This is a genomic window from Phycisphaerae bacterium, from assembly GCA_028714855.1.
Taxonomy (GTDB): Bacteria; Planctomycetota; Phycisphaerae; order Sedimentisphaerales; family Anaerobacaceae; genus CAIYOL01.
The window spans coordinates 188,881-208,683 of record JAQTLP010000004.1 but is presented as its reverse complement, the minus strand read 5'-3'; the positions used below and the strand labels follow the sequence as shown (position 1 = coordinate 208,683).

General features: G+C 46.1%; 16 protein-coding genes. 12 read left to right on the top strand and 4 right to left on the bottom strand.

The window, feature by feature from the left end; translation table 11 throughout:
* The first annotated feature begins 165 nt into the window (after positions 1-165).
* The 9 genes from PHG53_04840 (at position 166) to PHG53_04800 (ending at position 11,422) form a co-directional block, all read left to right on the top strand.
* Entirely contained in the window at positions 166-1,047 is an 882-nt protein-coding gene (locus tag PHG53_04840) for a hypothetical protein (GenBank protein MDD5380951.1), read from the top strand.
* Positions 1,048-1,088: 41 nt separating this feature from the next.
* Entirely contained in the window at positions 1,089-2,096 is a 1,008-nt protein-coding gene (locus tag PHG53_04835) for an ABC transporter substrate-binding protein (GenBank protein MDD5380950.1), read from the top strand.
* 27 nt (positions 2,097-2,123) lie between these two features.
* Entirely contained in the window at positions 2,124-3,137 is a 1,014-nt protein-coding gene (locus PHG53_04830; GenBank protein ID MDD5380949.1) for an ABC transporter substrate-binding protein, read from the top strand.
* 30 nt (positions 3,138-3,167) lie between these two features.
* Complete coding sequence (locus PHG53_04825) at positions 3,168-4,181, top strand: ABC transporter substrate-binding protein (protein ID MDD5380948.1); 1,014 nt, start codon at positions 3,168-3,170, stop codon at positions 4,179-4,181.
* Positions 4,182-4,196: 15 nt separating this feature from the next.
* Positions 4,197-6,476, top strand: a complete 2,280-nt coding sequence (locus PHG53_04820; GenBank protein MDD5380947.1) for an ATP-binding protein — start codon at positions 4,197-4,199, stop codon at positions 6,474-6,476.
* A 131-nt stretch (positions 6,477-6,607) separates the two neighbouring features.
* On the top strand, positions 6,608-7,747 hold the full coding sequence (locus tag PHG53_04815; protein ID MDD5380946.1) for an FIST C-terminal domain-containing protein: 1,140 nt from the start codon (positions 6,608-6,610) through the stop codon (positions 7,745-7,747).
* 9 nt (positions 7,748-7,756) lie between these two features.
* Positions 7,757-9,481, top strand: coding sequence for a PAS domain S-box protein (locus PHG53_04810; GenBank protein MDD5380945.1), 1,725 nt, complete (start codon positions 7,757-7,759; stop codon positions 9,479-9,481).
* 71 nt (positions 9,482-9,552) lie between these two features.
* Positions 9,553-11,034 (top strand): ATP-binding protein, encoded by a 1,482-nt coding sequence (locus PHG53_04805; GenBank protein MDD5380944.1) that lies wholly within the window; start codon positions 9,553-9,555, stop codon positions 11,032-11,034.
* A complete protein-coding gene (locus PHG53_04800) occupies positions 11,000-11,422 on the top strand; it encodes a response regulator (protein MDD5380943.1) in 423 nt (140 codons plus the stop codon). The genes PHG53_04805 and PHG53_04800 overlap by 35 nt, the downstream gene beginning before the upstream one ends.
* Before the next feature lie 36 nt (positions 11,423-11,458).
* On the opposite strand, the gene purQ is transcribed toward PHG53_04800, so the two are convergent.
* Genes purQ through PHG53_04785 form a run of 3 tightly spaced genes read right to left on the bottom strand, consistent with a single transcriptional unit; the run spans position 11,459 to position 16,015 of the window.
* A complete protein-coding gene (gene purQ / locus PHG53_04795; GenBank protein ID MDD5380942.1) occupies positions 11,459-12,244 on the bottom strand; it encodes a phosphoribosylformylglycinamidine synthase I in 786 nt (261 codons plus the stop codon).
* Between the two features lie 16 nt (positions 12,245-12,260).
* Complete coding sequence (purL, locus tag PHG53_04790; protein MDD5380941.1) at positions 12,261-15,143, bottom strand: phosphoribosylformylglycinamidine synthase subunit PurL; 2,883 nt, start codon at positions 15,141-15,143, stop codon at positions 12,261-12,263.
* The gene (locus tag PHG53_04785) at positions 15,140-16,015 is read right to left on the bottom strand and encodes a prephenate dehydrogenase/arogenate dehydrogenase family protein (GenBank protein MDD5380940.1); all 876 of its coding nucleotides are present in this window, start codon (positions 16,013-16,015) and stop codon (positions 15,140-15,142) included. The genes purL and PHG53_04785 overlap by 4 nt, the downstream gene beginning before the upstream one ends.
* Positions 16,016-16,288: 273 nt before the next feature.
* Here PHG53_04785 and PHG53_04780 point away from each other — a divergent pair, with 273 nt between their 5' ends.
* Positions 16,289-17,359, top strand: a complete 1,071-nt coding sequence (locus PHG53_04780; protein MDD5380939.1) for an acetyl-CoA carboxylase carboxyltransferase subunit alpha — start codon at positions 16,289-16,291, stop codon at positions 17,357-17,359.
* Positions 17,360-17,543: 184 nt separating this feature from the next.
* On the top strand, positions 17,544-17,660 hold the full coding sequence (locus PHG53_04775) for a hypothetical protein (GenBank protein MDD5380938.1): 117 nt from the start codon (positions 17,544-17,546) through the stop codon (positions 17,658-17,660).
* A 154-nt stretch (positions 17,661-17,814) separates the two neighbouring features.
* Here PHG53_04775 and PHG53_04770 read toward each other — a convergent pair whose 3' ends face one another.
* The gene (locus tag PHG53_04770; GenBank protein ID MDD5380937.1) at positions 17,815-18,897 is read right to left on the bottom strand and encodes a sensor domain-containing diguanylate cyclase; all 1,083 of its coding nucleotides are present in this window, start codon (positions 18,895-18,897) and stop codon (positions 17,815-17,817) included.
* A gap of 476 nt (positions 18,898-19,373) precedes the next feature.
* Here PHG53_04770 and PHG53_04765 point away from each other — a divergent pair, with 476 nt between their 5' ends.
* Complete coding sequence (locus tag PHG53_04765; GenBank protein MDD5380936.1) at positions 19,374-19,661, top strand: MerR family transcriptional regulator; 288 nt, start codon at positions 19,374-19,376, stop codon at positions 19,659-19,661.
* The last annotated feature ends 142 nt before the right edge of the window (positions 19,662-19,803 follow it).

Genomic DNA, 19,803 nt, shown 5'->3' with positions numbered 1-19,803 from the left:
GCACGGCGGATGGATTTGGGCCGAGAGTAAAGATAAACAGGGTAACAGCTTCTGCTTTACCCTCCCGAAGTCCAGCGTCCAGCCCGTTGCTGCTCCGGCAGCGGTAAAAGCGGTAGATAAACACCGCCAAACCTAAACACTTCAATAAATTTATGGGGAACAATTATGAAGACCAGAATGACTCTAATAAATATTGTGTTTTTGTTGAGTATGGGGAGTATTTGTCAGGCTGCTCAGGAAACCAAAAAAGGCAAACTGGAAGCTGATGCGAATGCTATGCCCGTAATCAAGTACCTGTGGTATGGTTTTGAGCTTTTGGATATCCGGCGTGGTATCGAGGGCAAGATTTCGGTTGACTTAACTACTACGGTCCAGAGCAAAAATATCTGGCACGGCTTTGACCTGTCTAGTGACCATGGGATCGTCATGCCTGCGGTTGGTGTAACTCTGGGTGATACAGGCTTCAGTGGGAAATACATACATGCTTATCCCACCGCGGGCCATATTGATGAGACTTTTGAGACAATATATGCCCTTTTCTACACAGGAGCTTTCCTGAAAGATACGCCTTATGTCACCAACTACACTGCCAACTACTTCTATTACGGCTTTCCGAGAATAGATGGGGCAAAGTCCGACTCCCAGGAAGTTGGCATAACCTTTGCCTGGCCAAAACTTTTAGGCGACAGCGGGCTGGTACCTAACTATTACTTTGGAACGTTGTGGATGACCAGAAGCAATACCAATCTTAAAGAAAGTGAAGGCTTTATTCACGTTTTCGGCCTGGCGTACGACCTTAACGCACCTGATTTCTGGGCCGTTGGTAAGGGTCAGACTTTCAGACTTTCGGGTGATATAACCTATAACGACGGCTTCGGCTTCGGTGCTAGCCATGATTGGTCCCATGTTGTTCTTGGCGCCAGTACAAACTTCGGAAGAGGCAACTTGACGATTACACCATTTGTAAACTATCAAATCTCAATGGATGAATCTGTTAATAACGAGAACGAGCTCTGGTGCGGAGTGAACGCGACCTACAGGTTCTAAAAATAGACTACTGGATAGGAGAAGGCACAAAGGTCAAAAAAATGAACACAAAACATATTACTATACAGCGGATACTGGCTATAACCCTGTTGGTTATGTTTTGTGTGTTTGTGAGCGGTTGTGGTAAAAAAACACAAAATGTATATCGGGTGGGTATTGTGTCTGGCGCAGAACCTTTCGCCAATATAGCAGATGGCTTCAAAACCAAAATGACCGAGTTGGGCTATATAGAGGGCAAGAACATCTTTTATGACTTCCAGAAATTGACCGCTGACTCTGCAGAGGAGAAGCGGGTCACCCAGAAATTTGTTGCCGATAAGGTTGACCTGATTTTTGCATTTCCCACCGAGCCGGCAGTGGCAGCTAAGGCAGCCACCCAGGGGACAGACATCCCCGTGGTTTTTGCCTTAGCCGGCATAGAAGGAAATAACCTTGTAAAAAGTGTGCCACAACCGGGAGAAAATATAACCGGTGTTCGCTTCCCAGGCCCGGAACTGACGATTAAGCGTCTTGATATCCTGCATGAACTGGTGCCGCAAGCCAAACGAGTTTATTTAATCTATGACCCTAATTACCCTACTGCATCCAGCTCGCTTGAGCAGTTGCGGCCGGCAGCCTTGTCCCTGGGTATAGCATTGGTGGAAGACCCTGTCAATAATTTGGAAGAACTTCAGGCTGCTTTGCGGAAACGAGCTAAATTAGATGATATTGGCATTGATGCCATTCTGATTATGCCTGAGATTCTTACCCAGTCACCTAATGGTTTTGAGGTAATCACCAAGTTTGCGAATGAACATAAGGTGCCTATTGGCGGTGCCTTGGCCTATACAATGGAGCATGGGGCCATGTTTAGTTTAGCCCCCGACAATGTTGAACTGGGCGCGCTGGCTGCAACCCTGGCTGACAAAATCTTTAAAGGCACCCCGGCCAGCACAACCATGGTTGTCACCCCAGATAATCATCTGAGGTTAAATTACAAAGTGATTCAGGAACTGGGGCTGACAGTGAATGAAGGCCTGTTAAGCAGGGCAGATGAGATAATTCGTTAGATTGTTACTGAAAAAAAGGTGATTAAAATGAATCTAAGCAAGCAAATCAGGTTTAGGCGGCAAATACTGTTTCTAATCCTGTTAGTTGCGATTGGTACACTTTTGGGCAGTTGTGGTAAAAAAACGCAAAAGGTATATCGGGTGGGTATTCTGACGAGCTTTGCCCCTATGCTCACTATAGCAGAGGGCTTCAAGGCCGGAATGACAGAGTTGGGTTACATAGAGGGCAAGAACATCGTTTATGATGTGCAAGTAAAGGACGCTGACCCCGAAGGGGAAAAGCAGACTGTTGAGAAATTTATAAACGATAAGGTTGATTTAATTTTCACTTTTCCAACCGGCGCAAGCGTTACGGCTTATAGTACAGCCCACGGGAAAGGCATCCCAATGGTTTTTGCTATGTGTGGCGTAGAAGGAAACATTCCGATAGAGAGCGTGGCCCATCCAGGCAGGAATATAACCGGCGTTCGCTTCCCCGGCCCGGACAACGTGGTTAAACATCTGGAGATTATGATTGAATTGAAGCCACAGGCCAAACGAGTTTGGGTAACCTATGACCCAAGTTATCCTAACACGCCCATTATGCTGGATGCGCTGCGCTTAGCGGCTTCGTCTTTGGGTGTAACCTTAGTGGAATCTTCTCACACTGATGCTAACGAAGTTGAGGCTGACCTGCAGGCACGAGCTGCATCTGGCGATGTCGGCATAGATGCCATTCTGCTTCTGCCTGAGGCCCTTTCTCAGTCGCCAAGTGCTTCTGGGGTGATAATCAAGTTTGCTAATAAATATCATATACCAGTTGGCGGTGGCGTGCCCTATACGTTAGACCTTGGCGCTGTATTCAGTTTTCTTCCTGACGACTTTGAAATGGGCAAAATGGCCGCGCCCTTAGCTGACAAAATTTTCAAAGGCACTCCAGCCGGCTCTATTATGTTAGCAACACCGGCGAATTATCTATGGCTGAATTACAAAGCAGCTCAAGAGCTCGGCTTGACAGTATCTGAAGGCTTGCTAAGCAGAGCAAAGAAAATAATTCGTTAAATTATTATTACTGAAAAAAAGGTGATTAAAATGAATCTAAGTAAGCAAATCAGTTTTAGACGGCAAATACTGCTTCTAATTCTATTAGTTGCGATTTGTACACTTTTGAGCGGCTGTGGTAAAAAAACGCAAAAGGTATATCGCGTGGGTATTCTGTGCGGCCTAGATTATATTGCCGATATACCAGATAGCTTCAAGGCCAAAATGACCGAGTTGGGCTACATCGAGGGGGAAAACATCATTTATGACATACAGAGAACGAACTTTGAACCTGCCAAAGAAGAGCAAATTCTCAGGCAATTTGTAAAAGATAAAGTTGACCTGATTTTTACGTTTCCCACTGAGGTATCCATGGCTGCTAAGGCAGCCACCCAAGGGACAAACATCCCGGTGCTTTTTACCTTTGCCAACATAGAAGACACCAGCCTGGTTGACAGCGTACGCCAGCCCGGAGGAAATATCACCGGTGTTCGCTACCCCGGCCCAGACCTCGCGGTCAAGCGTTTTGAGATTATGCTCGAGTTGGTGCCGCAGGTCAAACGAATCTGGATACCCTATCAGCGAGGCTACCCTATTGTAGCCAGCCAGTTAAAGGTATTGTACCCGGTGGCAGAGGCCTCGGGTGTAACCTTGGTGGAATGTCCCGCCGACAATGCGGCAGAACTTGAGGCTGAACTGGATGCGCGGACTAAATCGGCTGATATTGGTATAGATGCCATGCTGATAATTGCTGAACCTCTTGGCGTGACGGCTGATGCTTTTGCAGTAATGGGTAAGTTTGCGGCTGAACACAAGGTGCCTATTGGCGGTGCCTTAATGTTGGTGGGAGACTATGGGTCTGTTTTTGGTGTGAACGTTAATACCGTCAATATGGGCAAACAGACAGCGATCCTGGCCGACAAAATCCTCAAAGGTACCCCGGCCAGCACCATCCCGGTTGTTTCAGCAGAGGGGTTTTTCCAGTTCAATTACAAAGCGGCTCAAGAACTGGGGCTGACGGTGCCTGAAGGTTTATTGAGCAAGGCAGATGAGATAATTCGTTAAAGGTTGAATCTTGAAATGAAAAAAGCAAAGAAATTCCGCAGTTTAACTGTTACCTTAGCTATTGCTTTTTTAGCCTTGAGTGTGGCAGTCCTGTTGATTGCCGGCAGCTTAAGTATGTATTTCAGCCTCCAAAACCAGCAAAAACTCATTATTAATGAGCAACGATTCATTGCTCAAAATGCGGCCAATACGGTAAAGAGTTTTGTTCAGGGAAAATTTGATGTGTTGAAAACAGCAGCAGGTCTTGGCGATCTGATAGCTTCTTCTCAGCAGGAGCAAAAACTGATTCTGGAAAAATTACTTGGTTGCGAGCCGGCCTTTCGCCAGCTGGTCCTGTTCAACGCGCAGGAACAGGAATTGCTAAGAGACTCCCGTTTATCGAATTTACTGGCAGGTCAGATGAAAAAGCAGATAGAGCAGGACAGCAGCGAACTATTTTCTCAAACAAGGCAGAGGGAAATATACATCAGCTCTGTATATATTGATGAAATAACCAGTGAACCAATGGTAATGATGGCTGTTCCGGTCATAAATGTTTTCGGCGATTTTCAAGGAGCATTGGCAGCTGAGGTGAACTTAAAATTCATGTGGGATTTAGTGGGCGGAATAAAGGTTGGTAATAAAGGCCGGGCCTATGTGGTAGACAGGCAGGGCAAGCTCATAGCCTCTGGTGATGTCAGCCGTGTTTTAAAGGGAGAAAATTTAATTTATCTGAATGAGGTAAATAAATTTGTAAAGGGGGATTTATTAACCCATAAAGACGGTGCCAAGGTAGTAAAAGGTATCCAAGAAAACCTGGTTGTGGCTAACCATGCGCATCTTGGCACGCCTGACTGGGCAGTTGTGGTTGAATTACCGGTTCTGGAGGCATATGAAACTGTAATTACCACGCTCGTAATATCTGGATTAATTATGCTTCTAAGCTTTGCCTTGGCCATTATATTCGGCGTCTTTCTTTCAAAAAGAATTGCAAAACCAATAATAAGCTTGAGAGATGCTGCCGTTAGAATAGGCCAAGGCAGGTTAGACACGCAAATAGAAATTAAAAAGAATGATGAGATAGGGGATTTAGCGGCAGCTTTTAACCAGATGACAGGGAACCTGCGCAAAACGACCACATCGATAGATAATCTCAATCGAGAGATGGCCGAGCGCAAGAAGGCGGAGGAGGTCCTGCGGAAAAGCGAGGAATTTACCAAGCGTATCATCGAGAGCAGTAGTGACTGTATCAAAGTTTTAGATTTGGAAGGGCGTTTATTGTCGATGAGCGAAGGTGGGCAGAAAATACTCGAGATCGATGATATAACGCCTTATTTGAATATGTCATTTGTTGATTATTGGAAAGGTAAGGAAAAAGAGGATTGCCTCGAAGCTATTTCAAAGGCCAAACAAGGTGATACAGGTATCTTTTATGGGTATTTCCAAACAGCTAAAGGCAAGCCAAAATGGTGGGAGGTTATCATTACGCCCATCAAAGACGCTGATGGCAGCATTAACCGTTTGTTGGCCGTCTCGCGAGATATCACCGAACGCAAGCTGGCAGAGCAGCGCCAGGCCGAGCTGCTCGAGCAGCTGGAAAAGACAAATCAGGAACTAAAGGACTTCGCATACATAGTCTCACATGATTTGAAAGCGCCGCTGCGGGGAATCAAGACCCTTGCGGAATGGATATCAACCGATTACGCAGATAAGCTCGATGATAACGGCAAAGAGCAGATAAGCCTGCTTGGAAGTCGCGTGGACCGAATGCACAACCTCATTGACGGTATCTTGCAGTATTCCAGAGTCGGACGTGTTGAAGAAGAAAAGGTTGTGGTGAATCTAAATGAGCTTGTTCCAGAGATTATTGATCTACTTGCTCCGCCGGAAAACGTTACTATTACAATCGAAAACACACTGCCTATGATTGAGTGTGAACCGACCCGCATTATGCAAGTGTTCCAGAACCTGCTGAGCAACGCCGTGAAATATATGGATAAACCGAAAGGCCAAATAAAAGTTGACTGTGTCGAAGAAGATGGCTTCTGGAAGTTTAGTGTTGCCGATAATGGACCCGGAATTGAAGAAAAACACTTCGGAAAAATCTTCCAGCTTTTCCAGACATTGTCGCCGCGTGATGAGTCTCAAAGCACAGGCATCGGCCTTACTGTGATAAAGAAAATCGTGGAATTATACAATGGCAAAATATGGGTGGAATCAGAACCAGGGCAGGGAAGCACATTCTTCTTTACATTGCCAAAGCAGGAAACAGGAGTCAAAGACGCGAAACTTGAAACCGTTGTTGATTACAAATAATCAGATCTCTATTGAAGATTCTGTTAATAAAGAAGATGAATTATGGTGCGTGGCAAACCTCACGTGCCGCCTCTTGGTGATAAACGCTCAGTATATGGTAAAACAACGCTCCATAACGTAGGAGAGTAATTATGAAAATCATACAAAAGCACTGGACTGAAGGAACGGGGTGGCAAACACTGTCTGCGAATGGAGTCAGCGAGCAAGTTCAATTAGTTCTTGTGTTCGGTGACAACACGGTCCTCAGACAGGAATCACGACTACAAGAAATCAAGCAGTTTTTCCCTCAAGGCCGCATCATCGGCTGCTCGACAGCAGGTGAGATAATCGGCCGTCGCGTCTTCGACAACTCACTCACAGCAACGGGAGTATTTTTTGAGAATACCAGGCTGCAGTTCGCTGAGACTACACTGAATAATATGGAAGAAAGTTTCAACGCAGGTAAAAAATTGTGTGAAGCTCTGGATCCCAATGGACTGTCTCATGTTTTTGTACTGTCAGAAGGTCTGAATGTTAATGGAAGCGAACTGGTTAAGGGACTACGAAGCAAACTTCCTGTCAACGTGGCTGTGACCGGTGGTCTGGCCGGGGATCAAGACAGGTTTAAAGAAACCATGGTGTTAATAGACAATGTTTTAAGGAAGAACGCTGTCGCGGTAATAGGCTTCTATGGTGACTCTTTACGGATAGGCTATGGTTCGAAAGGAGGCTGGGACTCATTCGGTCCGGACCGACGGGTCACACGCTCAAAAGCAAACATTCTCTATGAACTTGATGGACAAGCCGCTTTGGAGCTATATAAGAAGTATCTTGGCGAGCAGGCCAATGGCTTGCCGGCCACGGGGCTACTGTTTCCGCTGAGTATTTCCTTGAATGGGGGGGGCAAACGAGTTGTCCGGACCATTCTGTCGGTCAACGAGAATGACGGAAGTATGACATTTGCAGGAGATGTGCCGGAGGGTAATTGTGCGCGTCTCATGAAAGCCAATTTCGAACGGTTAGTGGATGGCGCTGCAGAGTCAGCTAAGCAGTCCCTGACATTAGGTTCACCTGCCCCGGATTTGGCCATACTCGTTAGTTGTGTTGGCCGAAAGTTGGTGCTAAAGCAGAGAATTGATGAAGAAATAGAGTGTGTCCAAGATACGCTCGGTGCAGGCACCGCCTTAACGGGCTTTTATTCGTATGGTGAAATATGCCCCATTGGACCTGATGAAAAACAACCAGAATTACACAATCAGACCATGACAATAACTACTTTTTCTGAAAGATAGCATTGAACCATGAATAAGTTGCTGCAGCGTCAGATTAAGAAATTCTTCGGAGATGTAGATTCCGCTCCGCAAGCCCTTGAACTGTTGTTTAAAGCCATAAGTGATGCCTACGACAGCTTTGATGCAGACCGGAACTTAATCGAGCGCGCACTCGATACAAGCTCTGAGGAACTCACGGAAACAAATAAAAAACTCTGTCAGGAAGTCGACGACCGCAGGCAAGCACAGGAAAAAATCGAACAAACGCTCTCGCTCCTTACGGCAACCCTTGAGTCAACCGCAGATGGTATTCTTGTCGCTGACCTCAATGGGATGATTATCAGTAGCAATAAGAAGTTCCAGCAGATGTGGCGAGTTCCTAACGAAATAATTGAAAGCAAAGACGATAATAAATTGCTCGCGTTCGTACTGGATCAACTAACAAACCCTGAAGAATTTCTGGCTGAAGTTCAAAGGCTTTACGCCGGTACCGAGGAGGAATCTTCTAATTTGTTAAAGTTCAAGGATGGTCGTATATTTGAAAGGTTTTCGCAACCTCAAAAAGTAGGTGATAAAATTGTAGGACGAGTATGGAGTTTCCGCGACATCACCGAGAACAAGAAGGCGGAAGAGCAGTTACGTAAAACTGAAGAAAAATACAGAACGCAGTTTGAGGGATCGTTGGATGCTATCTTCGTAGCCGATGCAGAAACAGGCATACTAATCGACTGTAACCCCGCCGCAACAGCGCTGGTTGGCCGGGAAAAAACAGAACTGATTGGTAAATCGCACCAGATTCTTCATCCTCCGGAAATGATTGAAGGAGAATTTAATAAGACTTTCAGGCAGCATCTCGAAGAAAACCGGGGCCAGACCATCGAAACGCAGGTTATCACCAAAACCGGAGAAATAAAAGATGTTGCAATAAAGGCCACTCTGCTTGAATTCAGAGGCAAAAAAATACTGCAGGGTATATTCCGGGATATCACCGAAAACAAGAAGGCTGAGCAGCGTCAGGCCAATCTGCTCAGGCAGCTGGAAAAAACAAATCAGGAGCTAAGAAGTCTCGTATACATACTCTCACATGATTTGAAAGCTCCGCTCCGCGGGATTAGTACATTGGCTGATTGGCTATCAACTGATTATGCAGACAAGCTCGATGATAACGGCAAAGAGCAAATAAATTTACTTATGAGGCGCGCAAGCCGAATGCACAACCTCATTGACGGAATCTCGCAGTACTCCAAAATCGGACGTGTTGAAAAAGAAAAGGCTATGGTGAATCTGAATGAGCTTGTCACAGAAGTTATCGACGCGATTGCCCCGCCGGAGAACATCACCATTACAATCGAAAACGAGCTGCCTACGATCGAGTGCGAGCAGACTCGCATTATGCAGGTGTTCCAGAATCTGCTGAGCAACTCCGTGAAATATATGGATAAACCGAAAGGCCAAATCAAGGTTGGATGCCTCGAAGAAGAAGGCTTCTGGAAATTCCATATCGCCGACAATGGCCCTGGCATCGAAGAAAAATACTTCGAAAAAATCTTCCAGCTCTTCCAGACATTGACGCCGCGTGATGAGTTTGAAAGCACAGGCATCGGCCTTACTATGGCAAAGAAAATCGTGGAATTATACAATGGCAAAATATGGGTGGAATCAGAACCAGGGCAGGGAAGCACATTCTTCTTTACATTGCCAAAGCAGGAAATAGAAGTTAAAGATGCGAAACTTGAAGCCAGTATTATTAATTAAAATCATCCTGATAACGCTGACAGGTGCTATCTGATGGTCAGAAGTTCACTGACATAATGAAGGAAAGGTATATGTTAGATACCGTAAGTGTTCCAGAACAGTTCGAGCCGATTTTCCGGAAGGCCCAGGACTATGTGAGAAGGTACTTCGGCGAAAAAAAGGAAGATCCATCGAAGGGCAAGATAGAAATATTTGGCCAACGATATATTCTTGTCAGAGCAGCTTCGATGTCGGTGGATTTCTTCGATACCATAAAGGATATGTTCAAAGACTTGGGGGATGAAAAAGCGTCGGAAATAACAAGGAGCCTTCTTTTTGATGTCGCACATGCTATTGGAAAGATGGATGCCAAAAACTTCCACCAAAAAATGGGTGTGCAGGACCCGATAGAGAAACTCTCTGCAGGTCCGATTCATTTCGCTCATACAGGTTGGGCTTTTGTCGATATATCGGCCGAGTCAAGACCAACGCCTGACGAGAACTACTATCTTATATACGATCACCCATTTTCGTTCGAGGCCGATGCCTGGGAGAAGAACGGAAAAAAGAGTACTTTCTGTGTTTGCGCCATGAATGCCGGATATTCATCTGGATGGTGCGAGGAGAGCTTTGGGATTCCATTGGTTGCCTCTGAGATAATGTGCAAAGCCAAGGGTGATAGTACCTGCCGCTTCATTATGGCACACCCTTCTAAGATTAATCAGTACCTTCAAGACTATCTGCAAAGTCATCCTGATATATCCGGCAATGCAGCCCTCTACAGAATAGGCGGGTTCTTTCAAGAACGTAAGCAGGCAGAGCAGCGACAGGCCCAACTGCTCGAGCAGTTGGAAAAGACAAATCAGGAACTAAAAAACTTCGCATACATAGTCTCACATGATTTGAAAGCACCGCTGCGAGGAATCAAGACTCTTGCGGAATGGATATCTGCCGATTGTGCAGATAAACTCGATGATAACGGCAAAGAGCAAATGAATTTACTTATGAGACGCGCGAACCGAATGCACAACCTCATTGACGGTATCTTGCGGTACTCCAGAATCGGACGTATTGAAAAAGAAAAGGTCGTGGTAAATCTAAATGAGCTTGTCACAGAGATTATTGATATGATTGCTCCGCCGGAAAACGTTACTATTACAATCGAAAACACGCTGCCTGCGATTGAGTGTGACCCGACTCGCATTATGCAGGTGTTCCAGAACCTGCTGAGCAACGCCGTGAAATATATAGATAAACCGAAAGGCCAAATAAAAGTTGACTGTGTCGAAGAAGATGGCTTCTGGAAGTTTAGTGTTGCCGATAATGGACCCGGCATCGAAGAAAAACACTTCGGAAAAATCTTCCAGCTTTTCCAGACATTGGCGCCGCGCGATGAGTGTGAAAGCACAGGTATCGGCCTCACTGTGATAAAGAAAATCGTGGAATTATACAATGGCAGAATATGGGTACAGTCAAAAGTCGGTGAGGGCAGCACCTTCTTCTTTACATTACCAAAGCAGAATATAGGAGCTAAAAAAAATGAGGAACTCATCCAGGCCGGTGTTGTTGGTTGAAGACGATAGCATCGACGCAATGACCGTTAAGCGGGCGTTTAAGGACCTGAACGTTGCAAATCCATTGGTCCATACCCTTAATGGAGAGGAAGCGCTGAAGTATTTAAAAAACCAGGAGAATAAGATACCGTGTATTATCCTTCTGGATTTGAATATGCCGAGGATGAACGGCATCGAATTTATGCAAGTCGTAAAAGCCGATGATAAATTAAAAGAGATTCCAATCGTGGTTTTAACTACCTCTCAGGAAGAACGGGATAAAATCAAGAGCTTTGGACTCGGTGTTGCCGGTTATATGCTTAAAAGCGTTGATTATAAAGAGTTTGTGGAGACAATCAGGACAATTAATATCTACTGGACTTTAAGTGAATTGCCGGCAGGCGAATAGGCCAAAAACACCTCTTTCCTCTGAAACACTTCAGCATCAAATGTTTTCCTGCACAAATCTTACTGCATTGGCAAAGACTGTCTTCCCGTCACCGTCTTGCTTATTTTTTAAGCGAGACCAATGCGGATGCTGAGTGGCCCGAACGTATCTTTCCGGATGCGGCATAAGCCCCAAAACCCGGCCGGTTGTATCGGTTAACCCAGCTATCGAATCCACCGAACCGTTTGGGTTAACAGGATAATTACCCTCTTTGCCGTTTTTATCCACATATTTGAAGGCAATGTGTCCCTCGGACTTCAGTTTCTCTAATGTAGCTTTGTCTTTGGTAACAACTTTGCCCTCGCCGTGCGCAATAGGCAGGTATATTTGCCTGCCGCGTTCGATGAAAATACACTTATCTGTTTGCGGAACAAGATACACCCATCGGTCTTCGAATTTACCGCTGTCGTTGTAAGTTATGGTAACAGCCCCTTTTCCATCGTTTGAATCAACCCCGGGCAAAATCCCCGCCTTGACCAGCACTTGGAAACCGTTGCAGATTCCGAGTACTAATTTGCCATCTTGTATAAATTTTCGTATCGGCTCGTATAAATGGTGTACGATTTGGTTGGCCAGAATTTTACCGGCTGCCACGTCGTCGCCGTAACTGAAACCGCCGGGAATAACGATTATCTGATACTCATCGAGCGCTCCTTTGTTCTCGATTATCCTGTTTATATGCACCCGCTCAGCCTTTGCACCTGCCAGTTCCAGTGCATACTCGGTTTCCATATCGCAATTTATCCCAGCCGCTCGTAAAACTATTGCTTTTACCTGTGCCATTAACAACCCTTCTTTATTACCAGTCAAGCGGCTTCTGCCACGCTTGTTTTAGCGAATCAATATCCGCCTCAATAACTTTCTTGCCGTCTTCCGCTTTTATTATAAGTGTTTTTTCTTCTGTAACTTTTCCAATTTGTCCGAATGGCAAATTTAACATCAGCTTTACAAAGGCATCGTAATTCCCCGGCTCAACTTCTACGATATACCGCGAAGTTGATTCGCTAAACAGCATCGCATCCGTTCGCGAACAATCTTCGCTTTTCGGCAGGCCCCGCAGGTCTGCTTCTATACCGAGCCCGCCGGCAAAAGCCATCTCCGCCAGTGCTGCCGCCAATCCTCCTTCCGAGCAATCATGACAGCTTACTGCAAGACCCCTCGCAATCGCCTCGCCTACTCTCTTGGCCATTTCTGGAGCTGTTTCCAAATCCACTTTCGGAACATTAGCCCCAAGTTGACTGTTGATTTTGTAATAGTGCGAGCCGCCTAATTCATTCTTCGTCTCGCCTGCCACAAAAAGGAAATTGCCCGCCTTTTTTGCATCCATCGTCACGCATTTATTGACGTCATCGACTATCGACATTGCGCTTATCAAAAGTGTTGATGGTATGGAAATCTTTCTTCCGTCTTCGCAGGAAAACTCGTTATTCAGCGAATCTTTACCGGAGACAAACGGTGCACCGAAGGCGATTGCGCCGTCATAGCACGCCTGCGCCGCACGAACCAGTGTCCCGAACGTTTCCGGCCTTGTGCAGTTGCCCCAGCAGAAATTATCGAGCAGCGCAACCCTGTCCACCCGCCCGCCTGTGCATACCAGGTTTCTTATCGCCTCATCAATGCCGGCTATTGCCATCCAGTATGGGTCGATATCGCCATACAATGGATTCATTCCGCAGCTAATCGCAAGCCCCTTGTCCGAGTCAAACTTCGGTCTTATCACTGCCGCGTCGCTCGGCCCATCGTTGTTAACGCCCATCAGAGGCTTGATTACTGAGCTGCCCTGAACCTCATGGTCATATTGCCGGATTACCCACTCCTTGCTCGCAACATTATAGCTGGAGAGAATCCGCAGAAGTTCGTCGTTGTAATTATCCTTCTCCGCCATCCTCGGCTCAGAAAGCCTCGGAGTTTTCCACTCCGCTTTCCGCCGAATTTTCGGCACCCCGTCGTGCAGAAAATCCATATCCATCTCGGCTACCTGCTGCCCGTTATAACGCAATATCAGCTTCTTATCATTCCTGAATTTACCTATTACCGTTGACTCGACGTTTTCGCCGTCGAATATCTTCTTTATTGCTTGCAGATTTTCCGGCTTAACGGCTATGACCATTCTCTCCTGTGCTTCGCTTATCCAGATTTCGGCATAGTTAAGCCCGGCATACTTTAACGGCACTCTTTCCAAATCAACTTCCACCCCGAGTTTTTCACCCATCTCGCCTACCGCGCTGCTAAGCCCGCCTGCTCCGCAATCAGTAATTGCCTCGTATAACCCGGCTTCATTTGCCTGTATCAGCACATCTAACATCTTCTTCTCCACTATTGGGTTGCCGATTTGGACTGCGTGAGAGAAGATTGTTTCGTACTCGTGCGTTATCTCGCCGCTTGAAAACGTCGCCCCGTGTATCCCGTCTCGTCCCGTTCGCCCCCCCACCACTATAATCAGGTTCCCGCATTGCGGATTCTTAAAGCATTTCTTCTTGTCCATTATCCCAATGTTGCCGCAATAAACTAAAGGGTTACCCAGATACCTGTCATCGAAGTAAATTGCGCCGTTGACCGTTGGTATTCCCATCCTGTTGCCGTAGTCCCGAACGCCGCCGACAACTCCTTTCATAATTCTTCGCGGATGCAAAACTCCTTTTGGGATTTCTTCCAGCTTCTTGTCGGGTTCGCCGAAGCAGAATATATCTGTGTTGGCGATAGGTTTCGCCCCCAACCCTGTCCCCATCGGGTCGCGAATTACTCCGCCGATGCCCGTAGCTGACCCGCCGTATGGGTCCAGTGCCGAAGGACGATTATGCGTTTCGACCTTAAAACAAACCGCCGAATCCTCGTCAAATTCCACCACGCCGGCATTGTCGGAAAAAACAGATATGCACCAGCTCTTTGCAAGCTGCTGCGTAGCTTTAAAAACAGTCTCTTTTAGCAGGTTCTCGAAGTGTATTTCCTGGCCGTTGATTGACATATCAACAGCGCTTTTAAGCGTTTTGTGGACGCAATGCTCGCTCCACGTCTGCCCAAGCGATTCCAGTTCTATATCTGTCGGCTCTCTGCCTAACTGCTTGTAGTATTTTTGGATGGTCTGCATCTCGGCCAGATTAAGAAACAGGTCCTTTTCTTTACTCAGGGCAACCAGCCCGTCATCGTCGAGCTTGCATATAGGCCAGTGCGTTATCTTCAATTCATAAGGTTTAAGGTGCGGACTTGGCGACTCAGCTTCGCTTCCTATTATTACGTCTTCTATGCAGTCGTTTGCCAGAATTTTCTTTGCGATTGTGTCCGTTTGACTCTGCTTGATATCACCTAACAGGACGTACTTCCTCGCTGTTCGCACATTATTGGCGGTTACTCCCATATCGGCTATCGCAGTCATCACCGATTCAGCCACCGGGTCGGTAACACCGCTTTTCAAGTGCACCTCGATTATTATTGCTTTCGCCAGCCCAGCAGGTTTGCCGCTCCTACCTATATAATAATCTTCGCAAACAGTATCAGTTAAGAGTTCTTTCCCCAGCCGCTCCGCAAAACTTTTATCGAATTCAGCCTCAATCAAAAAAACTTTGGCTGACTGGACCGCTTCGACTGAACCAATGCCCAATTCCCTGATGTCTTCCAATACCCTGTTGCCGCCGACATCGGCAAAGCCGGGACGATTAAATACTTCGAACCGCCATTGCTTCACGATATTATTTCCTTCTTTCTTATCTTGTATTTTATGAGTGCGCTGCGTTTGCTTCTTGCCGTCTTCAGCAGCTTTTCAATTTGTTTCTTGTCGCCGCTTTTGATTGCTTTTTTCAATTTCCCCAGCTCCGCCGTAATTTTATCGATACTTCTGGTCACATTTTTTGCGTTTGTCACCAGCACATCAGCCCAGATATCGGTCGGGCTCGATGCTATTCTCGACATATCCATAAAGCCTTTGCCGGAAAATGGCAGTTCCTTGACGTTGCTGGCATTTATTAGAGCCGCTGCCGTTATGTGTGGCAGATGACTTACATTCGCCAGAATCCTGTCGTGCTCGGCCGGGCTCATCAATTTGACGCTGCATCCGAGCTTCGACCAGAATCTCTTAAGAGTCCGTACTGCTTGGCGGTTGGTTTTGTTCGTCGTTGTTAGAATACAGATGGACCGCTCAAACAAATCATCTCTGGCAAATTCAACACCACTTTGTTCTGAACCGGCTATCGGATGAGAGCCGACATAGTGAACCGTTTCAGGCAGCTTCTTTGCCGCCCACTGGTGCGGCAGGGCTTTTGTTGAGCCGACATCGGTAACAATGCAGCCCTCTGGCAGCACATCGCTTATTTCGCCGAATATTTTCTCGAATGTGCCTATCGGCGTTGCCAGTATCACAAGGTCTGCATCGGATACGCTCGCCCTTATATCATCCGCGATTTCGGTTGCGACCGCCAATTCTCTCGCTTTGCGGCGGGTAACGCTGCGATGGCTGTAACCTACCGTCTTCACACCTGCAAATGTGCGAGAAACCGCTAATGTTATCGACCCGCCCAGAAGACCAAGCCCTAAGACCGTTATTTGCCTTAACTCTCTCAATATCAAGACCTTACGGAAATATGACGCAAAATAAATATTGCTAAAAAATATAGCAAGTTGCTACGGATGTCAAATTTTTTCTTTCATTTACACTCCTGAAATGGTAATATTTTAGCTTTAATAGGAGAAAGCCGACGGATACGGCGAAAGAAAAAATGTCCCGCTCCTTAGGAGCTGGCTTTTTTTATGGTTTCTTGGTGTATATGGTTACGACGCATACAACAAAACCGAAGGCTTTAATGAATTAACCTATGGTGAGCAAGATCGAACCAAATGTCGAACAATAAACATAAAATCAGCGATGGTGATTATCTCGTCTTCGAAGACAAAGTTGCTGACATCGACCGCCAGACAAACGAGCTGCGCAGGCTCAGTTCCGTCAAAGGAATCGACTATTCGGCTGAGATTTCCCGTCTCCAGCAAAAGCAGGTTGCCGAGCTTAAACGGGTCTATTCCAGTCTGACCGCATGGCAGACTGTCCAGGTGGCACGCCATTCAAAAAGGCCCCTGCTCACAGACTACCTCGACCGGATGGTGAAAGATTTCCGCGAATTGCACGGCGATAAGTGCTTTGGCGATGACCGTGCAATCATAACAGGATTAGGAGAAATCGGCAGAGAGAGAGTATTAATCGTCGGCCAGAATAAAGGCAGGGACACAAAGGAAAAAGTCGCCTGCAATTTCGGCTGTGCCAATCCCGAAGGCTACCGCAAAGCGTTGGCCAAAATGAAATTCGCAGAAAAGTACAGTATTCCCATCGTTACTCTCATTGACACTCCCGGCGCTTATCCGGGCATTGGAGCTGAGGAACGCGGACAGGCACCGGCTATCGCGGTCAATCTTATGGAGATGGCTCGCTTGCACGTGCCGATAATTTGCATCTGTATCGGCGAGGGCGGTTCAGGTGGCGCTCTGGGTATAGGAGTAGGTGATAGGATGGCGATGCTTGAATTCGCATATTATTCGGTAATATCCCCTGAGGGTTGTGCCGCAATTCTTTGGCGCGATGGCTCACAGGCCCCCGATGCCGCTGAGGCGCTTAAATTGACAAGTAAGGATTTGTATAAGTTAAATCTCGTTGATGCTATTATTCCAGAGCCCCTCGGCGGAGCTCATCGTAACGTCCACGACACCGTTCACAATGTCGAGGAATATATTGTTAAAACCCTCCGCGACCTCAAACGCATGAAAATTGACAATCTGCTTGACAGCAGATACAAAAAATTACGCTCGATAGGCAGTAACATAAATAATCTCGCCAAAGATAATATAAGCAAAACCCAGATAAAAGCTGCTGCAAAACCCCGTCGGGCAAAGCTAAAACCCGTCCCCGCAGAAGTCTGATTTCCCTTTTGGATTCGCTAAAAAAAACGTATTATTTCAAAAAATATGTCTTGATAACGGGATGAAATTTGATTACACTCGTCACTTCGTATTAACGTTCTAAACATTTTTTATTGTGTCTATTTGGAGAAAAGTCGTGAGAGATTTTGGCAAAGGCCCAAGGAAAGATTTTGGACCACGCGAGATGTTTAAAGCAACCTGTGCAGAATGTGGACAGGAATGTGAAGTTCCGTTTCAGCCTAAGGAAGGCAAACCCGTTTACTGCAAAAGCTGTTACATAAAGAAGAGAAATAATCCTTAATTCTCTGCGTCCCGATTTTCCGCCTCTGGCGGAATTCGTCTAATCCGCGATTAACAACTTTCAAAGCCGTCGTCAAAGACAAGCGGGAGGGGTTTTGCCCGAAATCGGCGTAAATCTCCAGCTCATAAACAGCCCGCCTGCTGTTTATATTTCTCTAGCTTGTCTGCCTCTGGTGGGTTGCCTCAAATATCTTTACTGTGTTTTTACCTGCCTGTTTAGCCATATACAGGGCCTGGTCGGACCGGCTTGTAATATCCTCGGGACTACTCTCTGAATCATATTCTCCGACCCCGACGCTGATAGACAGGGCTATTTGCTCTTTTTTCCACGTTATCGGCGACCCTGAGACCGAATTGACCATACGCTCAGCAGCAATAACGGCATCCGCCAGCAAAGTACTGGGCAAAATTACCGCAAATTCATCCCCACCGTAACGTGCTGCCGTGTCGATTTGTCGGACGCACGCCTTTATTTTCTTACTGATTTCACTGATGACCTTGTCGCCGGCATGATGGCCGTAGGCATCGTTTATCCTCTTGAGACCATCGATATCTGCCATAATCAGTGAAATCTGGCCGCCATATCGCCGCATCCTCCACAGCTCTTTCTCCAGAGTTTCATAAAATGTTTTGTGGTTCGCAAGACCGGTCAAACCGTCCGTTATAGCTTGATGCTGTATCTTCTCAAAAAGCTTTATATTGCCGATTGAGGCGCCAACTAATTGGCTGAGCAACTCTACAAGTGCAATATCATCACCGCTGAAGCCCTTACCTTCCATTTTGTCCGCCAAATTGAGAACACCAACCACCTTATCCTGGCAAATAAGCGGCACAATAATGCAATTGCTGGTCTGGTAATTCTCGGCAAAAGCACGTTGAGATTTCCTGATGATAGGCTTTTTATGGGTGTCTATGTCTCGTATCTGTATAAGCATTTTACTTCTTACCGCCACAACCATAGAAGAAGGCGGATTTTGATTGACTGAGACTATTTTATTTATAAGAAACGGATGATTGTATTTCTGGAGGAGCAAAATATTGTTTGTTTCGTCAAGTATATACAGCGAAGCAAATCTCACGCCGACCAATTTGGGAATGTCATTAATGCAAACATTGGCTATTCGTTCGATGTCGAGACAGTTTATCTGCCGGGCCAATGGAGTTATCTGCTCAAGCTGGGAAACACCGCAGGGAGCAGGGTCACCGGTATTATCGGAACTCTTACTGCTTTGGTGCATAGTTTTAACAGTTTCAGATAGTATTATTAGGTTCGCTTACTATCTATCGGACATTTTAATAAGGGTATTTGGCAAAAACCTTGTAACTTCCCAGGCTTTTCTGCGTATGCCGGCCGTCTTCGTATTAGCCAAAGCCCCCCTCCCTAGGCAACAAAATCGCTCACAGAACGGTGTGCTTGTTCCAGAACTCGCCTCAGAGTGAAGCCGCGGGTGTGCCCAAGTCCTCTCCAAGCGATATTCCGCGAAAAATACCGATAATAACGATAAATTCAAAGAAATATCGGATAGTCCCTGCCTGCAGGGCAAACGACATCCAATAAAAACCGTTGCCTATAAAAAAACTTTTCAAATTTTTCCAAAAAAATCTGAAAAAAGGTTGACATCCGATAAAAGGTATTTTACATTTTGCAAAATGTAAAATACCTTTTACAGACTAACGTAAACTAACGGTCGCTGATTGAGAAGCTGAATTCGTGATGCAGGTAGAAGTTAAAAATCGCATATTGCAGATACCTACCAAGCTCTATCGAATTGGTGATTTGGTCCGTTGCACCCCCTTCTCCCGGCAAACTATCCATAACTACACGATAATGGGACTCATTCGTGAGGCGCAATGGACCGAAGGCGGGCACCGGCTGTATGACGAGTCGGTCTTTGAAAAATTATCAAAGATCATGGAACTCAAGAAAACAAAAACGCTTTGGGAAATAAGGCGGATTTTAAATAAAGAAAAACCAGCCGGCGAAATAACAAAACGCAACTAGCTTGGAGCTTATGAAAAAAGAATCAAGGATGATAAACGCGGCTTCGCTTTCCACAGACTACCTCTCCTGCTTCCCCTGCACTCAAAGGGGAGAAATTAATCATATAAACATAACGAAAATACAGTCCCTATAGGAAGGATTG